Here is a 12,175-nt window from a genome sequence, read left to right on the forward strand (position 1 = left end):
TGACCTACGCGCCGCCCGATAGCGGCAACGGAAGGAGGCAGAGATGGCCGAACGGTCTTTTGCCAAGGAAGTCGAAAAGCTGAGGCTCGGCGCCGGCGAGGAATTTTCCGGCGAGGGCATCCTCGCCATCACCAAGGCGCTCTTGCAATGCGGCGTCGGCTATGTCGGCGGCTACCAGGGCGCGCCGATCAGCCATCTGATGGATGTGCTGGCCGATGCGCAGGACATTCTGGGCGAGCTCGGCGTGCATTTCGAGGCGAGCGCCTCGGAAGCGACCGCCACAGCCATGCTCGCCGCCTCCGTGCATTATCCGATCCGGGGCGCCGCCACGTTCAAGTCGACGGTCGGCACCAATGTCGCTTCCGACGCGCTGGCGAACCTGGCGTCGGGCGGCGTCACCGGCGGCGCACTGATCATCGTCGGCGAGGATTACGGCGAAGGCTCTTCCATCATGCAGGAGCGCAGCCACGCCTTTGCCATGAAGAGCCAGGTGTGGCTGCTCGACCCGCGCCCGAACCTGCCTTCGATCGTCAAGGCGGTCGAGGATGGCTTCGAGCTGTCGGAGGCCTCGAACACACCCGTGATGCTGCAGGTGCGCATCCGCTGCTGCCACGTCCATGGCCATTTCACCGCCAAGGACAACAAGCGCCCGCCAATGTCGGTAGCCGACGCGCTGTCGGCGCCGCGCCGCGACACCGGCCGCATCGTGCTGCCGCCCGCCTCCTTCCTGCACGAGAAGGAGAAGGTCGCCAAGCGCTGGCCGGCCGCGGTGGAGTTCATCAAGAGCCGCAAGATCAACGAGATCTTCGGGTCGGACCATGGCTTGGTCGGCATCGTCATGCAGGGCGGCATGTACAATTCCGTCATCCGCGCGCTGCAGCGGCTCGGCCTTGCCGACACCTATGGCGACACCGATGTGCCGCTTTATGTGCTCAACGCCGTCTATCCGCTGGTCGAGGACGAGTTCCTCGCCTTCTGCGAAGGCAAGCAGGCGGTGCTGGTGGTCGAGGAAGGCCAGCCTAACTACATCGAGCAGGCCTTCGCCGCGATGCTGCACAAGGCCGGCCGCGACACCAAGCTGGTCGGCAAGGAGCATCTGCCGATGGCCGGCGAATATACCGGCCAGGTGATGCTCGACGGCATCGGCTCCTTCCTGCGCGCCAATGCCCCGCATCTGCTGCCTGGCGAGGTGCGCGCGCCCAACAAGCTGGGCGAGGGCGTCGACACGGCCGATCTGATCAATGTCGTTCCTGGTCGCCCGCCGGGCTTCTGCGTCGGCTGTCCCGAGCGGCCGATCTTCGCCGCAACGAAGCTGGTCGAGCAGGAACTCGGCAAGCACCACATCGCCTCGGACATCGGCTGCCATCTGTTCTCGATCATGCCGCCCTTCGAGCTCGGCGCCACCACCATGGGCTATGGGCTTGGGCCGGCTTCTGCCTCGGCTTTCAATTCGCCGGAAGCGAAACGCCGCTCGATCTCTTTCGTCGGCGACGGCGGCTTCTGGCACAACGGCCTGACCTCCTCGATCGGCAATGCCGTCTTCAACAAGAATGACGGCGTCATCGTCATCGTCGATAATTTCTACTCGGCCGCCACCGGCGGCCAGGACATCCTGTCCTCGCGCGCCAACAACAGAACGAAGTCCACAAAACATCCGATCGATGAAGCGGTGAAGGGCATGGGCGTCAAATGGCTGCGCCACATCGACCGCACCTATGATGTCGGCAAGATGCGGGCGGCCCTGCGCGACGCGCTGACCACCAAGGAGAAGGGCCCGAAGGTCATCGTCGCCTCGTCCGAATGCATGCTCAACCGCCAGCGCCGCGAGAAGCCGCTGGTCGACAAGGCGATCAAGGGCGGCGAGCGGGTGGTGAAGCCGAAATTCGGCGTCGACGAGGACGTCTGCACGGGCGACCACGCCTGCATGCGGCTCTCCGGCTGCCCGTCGCTGTCGGTGAAGACGCTCGACGATCCGCTGCGCGACGATCCGGTGGCCTCGATCGACCAGAATTGCGTCGGCTGCGGCAATTGCGGCGAGGTGGCGGATGCGGCCGTGCTCTGCCCCTCCTTCTACCGCGCCGACGTCGTCCACAATCCGAGCCGCTGGGACCGTTTCCTCGAAAGCGCGCGCCGCGCCGTGATCGGTCTTCTGCAGCGCCGCCGCGAGAGCCGCCGTTTGATGTTCGCCGATGCTTGATCAGGCTTCTCCCCTGCGCCCGAAATCGGGCGCCCATGACGACGAGCAGGTGATAAAACTCGCTGTGCTCGCGGTCGGCGGTCAGGGCGGCGGCGTGCTTGCCGACTGGATCACCGACGTCGCCGAGCGCAACGGCTACATCGCCCAGTCGACCTCGGTGGCCGGCGTCGCGCAGCGCACCGGCGCGACGATCTATTACATCGAGATGGCCCGCGACACCGGCCGGCTGCCGGTCTTTGCGCTGTCGCCCTCGCAGGGCGACGTCGACATCCTGATCGCCGCCGAGCTGATGGAAGCCGGCCGCGCCATCATCCGCGGCTTCGTCACGCCCGAGCGCACGACGCTGATCACCTCCTCGCACCGCATCGCCGCCGTGTCGGAGAAGATCGAGCCGGGCGACGGCCGCGCCTCGTCCGAAAAGGTGCATGCGACGGCGCAGGCGGCGGCCAAACGCTTCATCGCCTTCGACATGGAAAAGATCGCCGCCGACAACGGCACCATGATCTCGGCCAGCCTCCTCGGCGCGCTGGCCGGCTCCGACGCGCTTCCCTTTACCCGTGAAAGGTACGAGCAGGCGATCGGCGCCGGCGGCCGTGGTGTCGGGCCAAGCCTCGCCGCCTTCGGCGCGGCTTACGATCGCGCGCGCGGCATCGCGGCAGCGCCGGTGGGCGACAAGGCGGCGAAACCGGCCGCGACCGAAGCCCGTGCAACGGCAAAGGTCAGCGGCCCGGAAACGCTGCTGAAAGGCTGGCAGGAGCTCGCCGCCCGCGTCGCCGCGCTGCCGGAGCCGGTGCGCGATATGGCCGAACGCGGCCTGAAGAAGGTCGTCGACTACCAGGACATCGCCTACGGCGGCGAATATCTCGACCGGCTGGGCAGAGCGGTGGCGCTCGACAATGCGGAGCGCGGCTACGCGCTGTCGATCGCGGCGGCGAAGCATCTCGCCAATGCCATGTGCTACGACGACATGATCCGCGTCGCCGACCTGAAGACGCGCTCGACCCGCGACAAGCGGGTGCGCAAGGAGGTCGGTGTCAAGCAAGGTTCGGTCCTCCAGGTCACCGAATATTTCCATCCGCGCATCGAGGAGTTTTGCGGCACGCTTCCTGCTGGGCTCGGCAGCTACATCGAGAACCGCCCAAAACTCGCGGCCTTCCTCGACCGCCGCATCAACCGCGGCCGCCATATACGCACCGACAGTTTCACCGGTTTCGCCATGCTATGGTTCATCGGCGGCCTGCGCCGCTGGCGCCGCGGCCTGCTGCGCCACAAGGTCGAGCTCGAGCATCTGGAGCGCTGGTACGAACTGACGCTCAGCCACGCTCGCCAAGACTACGCTTTGGCCACCGAAATCCTGAACTGCCGCCGTCTGATCAAGGGCTACAGCGACACTCATGCCCGCGCCCAGTCGAAATTCGACCGCGTGCTCTCGGCGCTGCCGATGCTCAACGGCCGCGACGATGCCGCCGACTGGATCCGCCGCCTGCGCGAGGCGGCGCTGAAGGACGAAAAAGGCGACATGCTGGACGGCGCGCTGAAGACGGTTGCGACGCTCAATGAAGGCGCTGCTCGCTAACGAAGATGTGATCCACACAGCTCCGACGGAATTCCGCCCTGTCCTCCGTTTCACGGAGGTAGGGATGAATCACGGAGACGAACCTTATGGTCACCAAGTATTTTCTGCCCGTCGCCTTGGCAGCCGGCACCTTGATGCTGTCCGGCGCCGGCTCGCAGGCCATGCCGCTTGTCAAGCCGAGTGCCGCGCCGCTGCCGATCGAGAGCGTCGGCTGGCGCTGCGGTCCCGGCTGGCACATGAACCGCTGGGGCAGATGTGTGCCGAACGGCCGCCGGTTTATCCGGCCGGTGCGCCACTGGCATCCCGGTTTCTGGTATCACGGCCGCTGGCACCCAGGTTATTGGACCTGGTGATCCGTCGAGGGATCGACGCCCGCGTCGGCAACGGCGCGGGCGTTTTCGTTCACGCCACCAGATCCCGCATCGGCTTAACCCCGGCCGACTCCGGAAACACCTTGTCGCCAAGCACCGCAGCGGAAAGCCCGAACTGATCCGCCAACAAGCCCTTCAGCACTGCCCGCACGTCGCTGGTCGGCGCGAGGTCGCGGCCTTCATAGAGTTGCGCCGGCTTCAGTCCCGGCCAGTCGGCGATGACGCGGCCGCCCTTGATCGCGCCTCCGGCCAAAAGCACCACCGTGCCGGTGCCGTGGTCGGTGCCGACGGTGCCATTGATGCGGGCGGTGCGGCCGAACTCGGTGATCGCGACGACCGCCGTGTGCTGCCAGCGTTCGCCGAGCCCCTTCTCGAATTCCTCGAAGGCGCCGTCCAGTCCGCCGAGCAGATTGGCGAGCCGGCCGGTGGCGCCGCCTTCGTTGACATGCGTGTCCCATCCGTCGAAGGCTAAAGCCGCGATGCGCGGCCCGTCATCGGCCGCCATCAGCCGCGCCGCGCCCTGTGCCGACTGCCGCATGCCTGCGGCATTGTCGAGGCCGCCTTTCGGCTTCATCGTCTTGCCGTCGAGCTGATCGCCCATGGCCATCCGGTCGGCGTCGAGCCCTTTTTGAAGTGCTGCCGCCAGCACCGGGTCTCGGTGATTGTAGAGATCGAGCACGCGTTCCGCCAAGGCGTCGCCGGGCGTCGGCAACGCCTGCGGCGCCCAACCGAGCACGGGGGCGGCGCCGCGGATCACCAGCGGCGTCGAAGGCCCAACCGCCAGCCCTCCGAGCTTCGCCACCCGCTCGCCCGCCGGCAGGCTGGCCAATGCCCGGTTGAGCCAGCCGGTGGTGGCATTGCCGGGGCCGGGCAGGCCGCTTTCCAGCACGTCCTGGCCGTCGAAATGCGAGCGGTCGCGATAGCCGGTCGCCACCGCATGCACCACCGCAGCCCGGCCCGCCTTGAACAGACGCGCAAACACCGGCATTGCCGGGTTGACGGCGAAGAAACCGTCAAGCGGCAATGCCGGGTTGGCGCCCGAGAGCGAAAGCGCGATGTCGCCATGCAGGCCGGCATAGTCGGGATCGCCCACCGGCCCGACCGTCGACAGCCCGTCCAGCGCGCCGCGCAGCACGATGACGATCAGGCGCGGGTCGCGCTTGTCGGCGGCGCGCGCGAAGCGCGGCAGATAGGCCCAGGCAAACAGCGCGCCGCCACTCATCAGCACCGCGCGACGGGACAGGCTGGGGGTTTCGCAAAGGCTCATGGCCATCTCCATAGCTAGCTCACCGGCGCCGGAACTACCGGCGCTGGAATTCGGGCGCCATCAACAGCAGCGCCAGGCCCTGCTGCTTGGACTCCGCCCGTGCAATCGCCTGCCGCGTCTCCGCCGAGACGGACGTGCCGATGATGGAAGCCAGCGTCTCGTCGGGATCGCCGGTGTCATCCGCCTGCTTCGCGGCCTGCCAGGCGATGTCCAGCCGCGTCTTCAGACCCTCGGCGGAGGCCCATGCATCCGTCCGGTCGGAAAAGCCGTTCGGCCCCGGCGGTTGCCACAGCGGCTCGCCGAGCACGCTCAGCCAGCGAAGCGACCGTTGCGGTTCGTTGCCGGCGGTGGCGCCGATCGCCCGCCGCAGCGCCACGACATAGTCCAAGGGCGAGCGCAGCTTCGTGAGCGGCGTCGACCAGGCCTCGGGCATGTCGATCAGCGTCAATGCGATCGAGCGCAGGTCGCCGTCGGTCTTGGTGAAGACCGTGGCCAGGCGGGCGACCGCTGACGGCGGCGGATCGTCGGCGAGGAAATGGCAGGCAAGCTTGGTGGCGATGTGCTGCGCGGTGGCCGGGTGGCGGGCGATGTCGTTGAGTGCGGCCTCCGCCTGGCCCATGCCGCCGTCGGGATAGATCTTGCCGAGCAGCACCGCCTTGCCCGGCTGGTGCGCGTTGGCGTTGAAGACGAAGCTTCCCGGCTCCCCAAGCCGCCCCTCGCGGCCCGCCATCGTCCAGCCGGTCAGCATGGCGGCGAAACTGGTGACGTCGGCCTAGGTATAACCGCTGCCGACGCCGAGCGTGTGCAACTCCAGGATCTCGCGGGCGAGGTTCTCGTTGAGGCCGCGTCCGCGCCGCTTGCCGGCGCGGGAATCGGGGCCGATGGACTGCCGGTTGTCGAGATAGAACAGCATCGCCGGATGGTGCTCGACGGCCAAAAGCATATCGGCGAAGCGGCCGAGCATGAAGGGGCGGATCGCCTCGCGTTCGAAGGCGCCGGCGCTGGCCCGCACGACCGGCGCCTTGGCGACCGAAACGCAGAAATGGTTCGACCAGAAGCCGACAAGGCGCTCGACGAAGCCTGGCGCCGCCGCGAGCGCCTTGTCGAAGCGGGCCTGCGCCTCGTCGCGATAGATATCTGCCTCGACACGTGGCACCGCGGGTTTGGCTTTTGCAACAGCCGGGCCGGGTGGATCATCCGCTGCCAACGGCCGCATGGCGGCCGCCGCCTTCTCATCCCGCGCCGCCTTGCGCTCCATGGCCGCCGCCATGCTGGCCTGGATCGCCGCGGTGCTGTCCAGCAGCCCGGCATTCCGCGGGTCGTCTGGGGAAATGAGCGCGATGTCCTGCTGCTTGAGCTCGGCCTTGAGGTAGCCGCGCGGATCGGCGGCGATCTTGCCGAACTCGTCGCCGGGTTTTGCGCCGAGGCCGAAGCGGTGGAGCGCTACCAGCGCCGGATCGGGGGACATGGACTGTGAAACCGGTGCGGCCAACGAAGCCTCCGTCCGAGCCCGACGCAGATCGCTTCGTCCGACATATTGCATGATCGCAAGAGCGCTCATGGCGCCAGCCGCAGCACCGGCGCCATGCGCGGACCATCACCAGCGGCGCCAGTAGTGCCAGCGGTGGTAGGGATGCCAGACCGGGCCGATATAGACGCGCGGTCCGCCCCAGTAATAATAGCCGGGATAGATCACCCGGCGATTGGGCACGCAGCGGCCCCAATAATTGGGATGCCAGCCCGGACCGCAGCCCCAGGCGACGTGCTCTATCATTGCGGGCGCCGGGGCGACCGGTGCGATCGGCATCGCCGAGGCGGCGCTCGCGGCGACCGTTCCGCCGATGGCGAGCGCTGCCGCGAGCGAATATTTCGTCAGACCGTTCATGGGATACTCCCCAAGTTTCGAGGTTGAAGAGAACCTGCCCGCCGCCGAAGGCGGTCAAAGGCCTGTCCCTCTTTCCCTTGAACGGAGCACGCCCGCCCTTTCCGTCGCTGCCTATGGCGATTTTTTTGCAGGCGGCGGCTGCCGGCCGGCGCGCCGAAGCAGTGCGTCCGCCAGCAATTGGCGGTCCTCCAGCGATCCCGATGCGGCGAATTCGATGATGCGCTGTTCCAGCCGGGTGCGGACCGTGACATCGGCATTGCGCGCGCGCTCCAGCGCGGCGGCAAGCGCGTTGCTGTCGAGGGTCGGCTGCTGCAGGAGGTGCGCCGCCTCGCGCCGCGCGGCCTGTCCATCGAGGATCACGTCGCGGGACTCTCGACGCACCTCGCGCAGCGCCTGGCGGAAGGCCTTGCGGTCGGCGGCCGGCAATCTGCCGCCGGCCGATTCCAGCGAATAGCCCGGATTGGACTTGCCGATCAGCCAGCCCGCCCCGCCCGCGAGCGCGCCGATCAGAAAGACGTTGAGTACCAGGGATGCCGCGACGAGACGGGGGTTCATAGATCCTCCTCAGCCTGATCGGCGTCGGGGCCGGCATCGCCGAACGACGTCGCATTGGCGTCCATCACATAGTGATCCGACTGGATATCCGGGGCAACGACGGTCACCAGCGCCAGCCCGGCCATGGCGCCGGCGAGCCCGACGCCCGCAAGCCCGAAGCCCAGCCACCAGAATCGCCGGCGGCGTTCGTGCCTGACCTCGCCTGCGGCGCGGGCGACGATCATGCGATGAAGCGCCGGGCTGGGTGCTTCGACCCGATAACGGTCGAGCACGGCGTCGAGCCTGCCGGCGCGCTCCAGGATGGCGCGGCCTTGCCCGGTCTCGGCAAACAGCATTGCGGCGGCCTGCTCGGCCGGCGGCCAGCGATGCAAGGCGCCGCCATAGGCATCCGCAAGCGCGGCGAAGCGCCCGGCATCCATCGGACCGTCCGTGATTTTCTCAGCCATCTCGTTCCCCCTTCCGCCGTTTTGACGTGGCCCCCCACGCCCTTGCCCGCGAAGCCGGCAATGCCCTTGCTGTCTCAGTCATTGCCATAGTCTCCAACGAGCATGGCCTGTAACGCGCGACGACCCCGCGCGAGCAAGCTTTCCAGCGCATCGACGCTGACCTGCATGGCGCCGGCGGCCTCGATGTTGGACAGCTCCTGATAATAGACCAGCACGATCGCCTCGCGCTGGCGCGGCGCGAGGCGCAGCAAGGCCTGGTTGACCCTGCGCTCTTCGTCGCCCGGCATGGCATCGGGAAGCGGCGCGTCATCGGCCATCTCCGGCAGCTCGTCCGTCGTCCATTCGCGCCGGCGCCGCAGCCGGTCGTAGCAGAGGTTGAGCGCGACGCGGTGGATCCAGGTGTCGAAGCGTGCCTGGCCTTGGCGCCAGGCCGAGGCGTGGCGCCAGATGCGCATGAAAGTCTCCTGCGCGACGTCCTCGGCCTCCGCAGCGTCGCCGAGCATCCTTGCGGCCAGGGCCAGGATGCGCGGCAGCTTGCGCGCCACCATCGCCTGCACGGCGGCAGCATCGCCGGCGCCGATGCGGCGTACCAGTTCCTCGTCCGGATCGGCGCCCATTAACTGGGGCGCTCCCATATGTCATTGCGCGGCATAGCCTCGTGATCATTGCTCCTGCTTGGGAGCGGATTTGTGGCCCGGCTTCTCGTCGGCGCCAAGCATGCCGTCGCTATTCTTGTCGAGCCTGGCGAAGCGCTTGGCGAGGAAGGCGTCGAGCTCGCCTCTGTCGAGGAAGCCGTCCTTGTTGGTGTCCATGCGCGCGAAGGATTTGGCTGGATCGCCCTTGGCTTTGCGCGCGGTCTGGAAAGCGGTCCACTCGGCCAGGCTGACCTTGCCGTCATTATCGGTGTCGGCCCGCATGAACGCCTTTTCCCGGCGCGCCTCGAATTTCTCCAGCGTAAGGCCGGACTTGGCAGCAGCCGAGCTGTCCGGCGTCGTCTGGGCGGGCGCAGGGGCCGGCGTCGTTGTCTGAGCGACCGCGGCCGCGGTCTGCAAGCCAAGCACAACGGCGAATAGGGTTGGGCGGATCATGCTCTCGTCTCCGGTTGGGCGCGGCCATTGGCGGCCACGCTTCAGCCGTTGAACGCGGCGACGAGCAAAATCCGTCGGTCCTTTTCGACCGGGCAGAATCCTCGGAATCCGACGCCGCCGCGGCGAACGATTCCTCAGGACAGGAGCCGACGACTATCTCGGCTGGTCGACGACCACCAACTGGTCCGGCTTGAAGCCTGCATGCTGCGGCGTCCAGACGTCGCCCTCGCGGTTGAACCAGTGGCACAGATACGTGCCGGAAGCCGCACCGTCGCTGACGGTCATTTCCGGGCCTCCGGATTTCAGCCTGACGACGTCTCCGGTCTTGAAACTATTGGGCATTTCGACCTCCCATGCTGATAGAGGGAGTTTCCCACCAACATCGATTCCCGACAATGGCCGAGATGCGCATCTGAGGTGGTGCAGGGCGGAAGGCGTGGAAAACTGGTGCTGCTTGTGCGGCAAGCCGGCCGGCCTGAAGGCGTGGCCGGATCATGTCGGGCAGCCGAGCGAGCGGCCTGATCGTTCCTTGGGTTCAATCGGTGTCGCGCTGGGGAGCGGGCGGCTGCGCCGATTGGCTGTCGTCTCCGGCCGGGCGGACGGTCATGGACCTTTCATCGGGCCACAATACTTGCGCCTTCATCACCGCCGCCAGAAGATTGTCTGCTTCGACGCTTCCGATTTCAGTCAGAAGCGGTTTGTTGCCTTCTGCTTCGAAATCGACGTGGTAGACCGTCCAACGCCTCATTGCATTTCCGACAACTTCCGTCTCGGCACGGCACGCGGATGGAAGCCCGGCTCGCATTTTGTGGTTAGGATTTTGAGGTCCTGCAAGCCGGGCATGCACCGACGGATGGGCGGGGGGCTTGGGGTTATCGGCCGGCGCGATCGCGAGACTGTCTGATTTGCCCGCTCGCCCACAATCGACCGAGGTCCATCCTGCCGGACGCATTGGTCCGAAAGGGCCAAAGATATAGCCCCTTATTCCGTTGGGGCAGATTACCCCCGCCGGTGATCTTTTGTCACCTGCCCCGTCGCCTAGCGTTCACGGGCAGACCGCTCAACGATCGGCTTCGGTAATGGTTTGGTTCTCGTGGAGAAATTTGGTGCCGCTTGCGTGACTCGAACACGCGACCCCATCATTACGAATGATGTGCTCTACCAACTGAGCTAAAGCGGCCCGGGAAGCGTCAGGCTTCCAGAATGGGCTGGGTGATAGACTCAACCGCTCGCTAATTCAAGATGGGCAGCGGTGAATTCCGGTCTCGCCGGCGGCAATTCCGATCTACGGTTACCGCGCGACGGGCCTGCAGCGGCGTGCGGGCCGCCTGTCCCTTGCACCGGGCTGACCGGTGCGGTCGCGCCGGCGGTGACGAAAAATGTTGATTCTTCAACAAAAAATGCCGAAATGGCTCTGACCGGCAGGCAGCCGCTCGCCGTTGATCGATTGGTCGTCCGCGGCTGACGATCAGACAACCGGCAGCGAACGCGCAGAGGGAGCTCGTTTGGACCCCATCGAGAAAGCGATCCGCAATGCCTTCGAGAAAGGCAATGCCGAGGACCGGGCGTTCCGCGAGAAGGTCTATCGATCGGCCTTTGCCGCGCTCGACCGCGTCCTGCAGGCCAATCCGAACGTCACGGTCGAGGCCGCCATCAGCCGCCGCAAGGCGGTGCAGGCCAAGATCACGGAGATCGAATCAGAGTTCCTGCCGGCCGTCCCCGATGTGACGCTGCCGCCGGAAAACGTCGTGCCGGCCGGCAATGGCGCGCCGGATCCGCGCGTCGAGGCTCCTGCCGTATCGGCCGCGCCGTCGGTCGACGCGCCACGGCCGCCGTCGCAATCCGCGCCGTCGCCCTCGATCACCGTTGACGGGCCGGTGCAGCCCGATGCCTCTGACCGGCCGCATTCGCGCGTGCTGCCGCGCGTGCCCGACATCATGCCGGACGAGACGGCGCTTCCCGATGCGCCGTCGCTCGATGATTCGCCGGGCGCCCCGGTCGGCAACGGCGCCCAGGTCGCGCCCGACCCCGACGAGCGGCGCATCAGGGGCCGGCGCCTGCCGCTCACCGCGATCTTCGTCGTCGCGACGCTGCTCGCGGCCGCCGGCATAGGCCTCTATTTCGCAAAGCAGACCGGTGTCTTCAAGACGGCGGCCGAGCTCAACACCGGTCCGCCGGAGCCGGCGCCGACGCTGGACGATGAGGATTCCTCCCAGCCGGCCGAACCCGGCTCGCCGCAGAAGCCGGGCCAAGCGGACCAGTCGAAGAACTGGATCAACGTCTTCTCACCCGCCGATCCGACGCATGTCAGCGCGCCGTCCGACGCCGCCGCCGAGGTGATGAGGGACGATACCGGCCAATTCCTGCGCATCCGCTCGGGCGCGTCGGGCTCGGCCATCGCATTCGATGTCGGCCAGGGCGTGCTGGAGAAGCTTGCCGGCAAACATGCCATGTTCGACATCGTCGCCCGCTCGGAAGAGGGCAATGAGACGCAGATCTCGATCGATTGCAATTTCGGCGATCTCGGCGATTGTGGCCGCAAGCGCTACGCTGTCGGCCACGAGCGCAACGAATATCTGTTCGACGTGCAGTTCCCGGACAAGCATCCGGGCGCGGCCGGAACCATCGCGATCAACTCCGACTTCGATCAGAAGGGCAAGTCGGTCGACATTTACGAGATACGTGTTTCGATCGCGCAGTGACTGTGTCGCTCTATCTGCAACGCTGGCTCTTCACCCCGCCCGCGCCTTCGGCGCGACCTCCCATCAAGGGGGTAAGGATTAGCGCTAC

The 12,175-nt window shown here is 66.9% G+C and carries 12 protein-coding genes, 1 tRNA gene and 1 pseudogene; 4 read left to right on the forward strand and 10 right to left on the reverse strand.

Annotated elements, in window-relative coordinates; all coding sequences use genetic code 11:
* Positions 1–43 precede the first annotated feature (43 nt).
* The 3 genes from ACVMIM_RS07305 to ACVMIM_RS07315 all read left to right on the forward strand — a co-directional run bounded on the left by ACVMIM_RS07305 (position 44) and on the right by ACVMIM_RS07315 (position 4,126).
* Positions 44–2,197 carry a thiamine pyrophosphate-dependent enzyme gene (locus ACVMIM_RS07305; protein ID WP_476111392.1) on the forward strand — a complete coding sequence of 718 codons (2,154 nt, stop codon included), beginning with the start codon at positions 44–46 and terminating at the stop codon, positions 2,195–2,197.
* A complete protein-coding gene (locus tag ACVMIM_RS07310) occupies positions 2,190–3,773 on the forward strand; it encodes an indolepyruvate oxidoreductase subunit beta family protein (protein WP_476111393.1) in 1,584 nt (527 codons plus the stop codon). The genes ACVMIM_RS07305 and ACVMIM_RS07310 overlap by 8 nt, the downstream gene beginning before the upstream one ends.
* An 86-nt stretch (positions 3,774–3,859) precedes the next feature.
* On the forward strand, positions 3,860–4,126 hold the full coding sequence (locus ACVMIM_RS07315) for a GCG_CRPN prefix-to-repeats domain-containing protein (protein ID WP_476111394.1): 267 nt from the start codon (positions 3,860–3,862) through the stop codon (positions 4,124–4,126).
* Positions 4,127–4,175: 49 nt separating this feature from the next.
* Here ACVMIM_RS07315 and ACVMIM_RS07320 read toward each other — a convergent pair whose 3' ends face one another.
* The 10 genes and pseudogenes from ACVMIM_RS07320 to ACVMIM_RS07365 all read right to left on the reverse strand — a co-directional run bounded on the left by ACVMIM_RS07320 (position 4,176) and on the right by ACVMIM_RS07365 (position 10,565).
* Positions 4,176–5,411 (reverse strand): DUF1501 domain-containing protein, encoded by a 1,236-nt coding sequence (locus tag ACVMIM_RS07320; RefSeq protein WP_476111395.1) that lies wholly within the window; start codon positions 5,409–5,411, stop codon positions 4,176–4,178.
* Positions 5,412–5,445: 34 nt separating this feature from the next.
* Positions 5,446–6,879 (reverse strand): annotated as a pseudogene (locus ACVMIM_RS07325) (DUF1800 domain-containing protein).
* 129 nt (positions 6,880–7,008) lie between these two features.
* Complete coding sequence (locus ACVMIM_RS07330; RefSeq protein WP_476111396.1) at positions 7,009–7,296, reverse strand: GCG_CRPN prefix-to-repeats domain-containing protein; 288 nt, start codon at positions 7,294–7,296, stop codon at positions 7,009–7,011.
* 111 nt (positions 7,297–7,407) lie between these two features.
* Positions 7,408–7,851, reverse strand: coding sequence for a periplasmic heavy metal sensor (locus ACVMIM_RS07335; RefSeq protein WP_476111397.1), 444 nt, complete (start codon positions 7,849–7,851; stop codon positions 7,408–7,410).
* Positions 7,848–8,297 carry a hypothetical protein gene (locus ACVMIM_RS07340; protein ID WP_476111398.1) on the reverse strand — a complete coding sequence of 150 codons (450 nt, stop codon included), beginning with the start codon at positions 8,295–8,297 and terminating at the stop codon, positions 7,848–7,850. Before ACVMIM_RS07340 ends, ACVMIM_RS07335 begins: the two co-directional genes overlap by 4 nt.
* A 74-nt stretch (positions 8,298–8,371) precedes the next feature.
* A complete protein-coding gene (locus tag ACVMIM_RS07345; protein ID WP_476111399.1) occupies positions 8,372–8,914 on the reverse strand; it encodes an RNA polymerase sigma factor in 543 nt (180 codons plus the stop codon).
* A 45-nt stretch (positions 8,915–8,959) separates the two neighbouring features.
* Complete coding sequence (locus tag ACVMIM_RS07350; protein WP_476111400.1) at positions 8,960–9,385, reverse strand: EF-hand domain-containing protein; 426 nt, start codon at positions 9,383–9,385, stop codon at positions 8,960–8,962.
* A 153-nt stretch (positions 9,386–9,538) separates the two neighbouring features.
* A complete protein-coding gene (locus tag ACVMIM_RS07355; protein ID WP_040986255.1) occupies positions 9,539–9,727 on the reverse strand; it encodes a YodC family protein in 189 nt (62 codons plus the stop codon).
* A 193-nt stretch (positions 9,728–9,920) separates the two neighbouring features.
* On the reverse strand, positions 9,921–10,133 hold the full coding sequence (locus tag ACVMIM_RS07360) for a hypothetical protein (RefSeq protein ID WP_040993928.1): 213 nt from the start codon (positions 10,131–10,133) through the stop codon (positions 9,921–9,923).
* Between the two features lie 356 nt (positions 10,134–10,489).
* Positions 10,490–10,565 (reverse strand) — tRNA-Thr (locus ACVMIM_RS07365).
* A gap of 325 nt (positions 10,566–10,890) precedes the next feature.
* Between ACVMIM_RS07365 and ACVMIM_RS07370 the strand changes: the two genes are divergently transcribed.
* The gene (locus tag ACVMIM_RS07370) at positions 10,891–12,087 is read left to right on the forward strand and encodes a hypothetical protein (RefSeq protein WP_476111401.1); all 1,197 of its coding nucleotides are present in this window, start codon (positions 10,891–10,893) and stop codon (positions 12,085–12,087) included.
* Positions 12,088–12,175: the final 88 nt, after the last annotated feature.

This window comes from Mesorhizobium sp. USDA 4413, assembly GCF_056280365.1.

What these genes read in the sequence shown, in the direction of transcription:
- ACVMIM_RS07355 (WP_040986255.1), bottom strand. Translation starts at nt 9,727, where the DNA reads ATGCCCAATAGTTTCAAGACCGGAGACGTCGTCAGGCTGAAATCCGGA.
- ACVMIM_RS07345 (WP_476111399.1), bottom strand. Translation starts at nt 8,914, where the DNA reads ATGGGCGCCGATCCGGACGAGGAACTGGTACGCCGCATCGGCGCCGGC.
- ACVMIM_RS07360 (WP_040993928.1), bottom strand. Translation starts at nt 10,133, where the DNA reads ATGAGGCGTTGGACGGTCTACCACGTCGATTTCGAAGCAGAAGGCAAC.
- ACVMIM_RS07350 (WP_476111400.1), bottom strand. Translation starts at nt 9,385, where the DNA reads ATGATCCGCCCAACCCTATTCGCCGTTGTGCTTGGCTTGCAGACCGCG.
- ACVMIM_RS07335 (WP_476111397.1), bottom strand. Translation starts at nt 7,851, where the DNA reads ATGAACCCCCGTCTCGTCGCGGCATCCCTGGTACTCAACGTCTTTCTG.
- ACVMIM_RS07340 (WP_476111398.1), bottom strand. Translation starts at nt 8,297, where the DNA reads ATGGCTGAGAAAATCACGGACGGTCCGATGGATGCCGGGCGCTTCGCC.
- ACVMIM_RS07310 (WP_476111393.1), top strand. Translation starts at nt 2,190, where the DNA reads ATGCTTGATCAGGCTTCTCCCCTGCGCCCGAAATCGGGCGCCCATGAC.
- ACVMIM_RS07305 (WP_476111392.1), top strand. Translation starts at nt 44, where the DNA reads ATGGCCGAACGGTCTTTTGCCAAGGAAGTCGAAAAGCTGAGGCTCGGC.
- ACVMIM_RS07315 (WP_476111394.1), top strand. Translation starts at nt 3,860, where the DNA reads ATGGTCACCAAGTATTTTCTGCCCGTCGCCTTGGCAGCCGGCACCTTG.
- ACVMIM_RS07330 (WP_476111396.1), bottom strand. Translation starts at nt 7,296, where the DNA reads ATGAACGGTCTGACGAAATATTCGCTCGCGGCAGCGCTCGCCATCGGC.
- ACVMIM_RS07320 (WP_476111395.1), bottom strand. Translation starts at nt 5,411, where the DNA reads ATGAGCCTTTGCGAAACCCCCAGCCTGTCCCGTCGCGCGGTGCTGATG.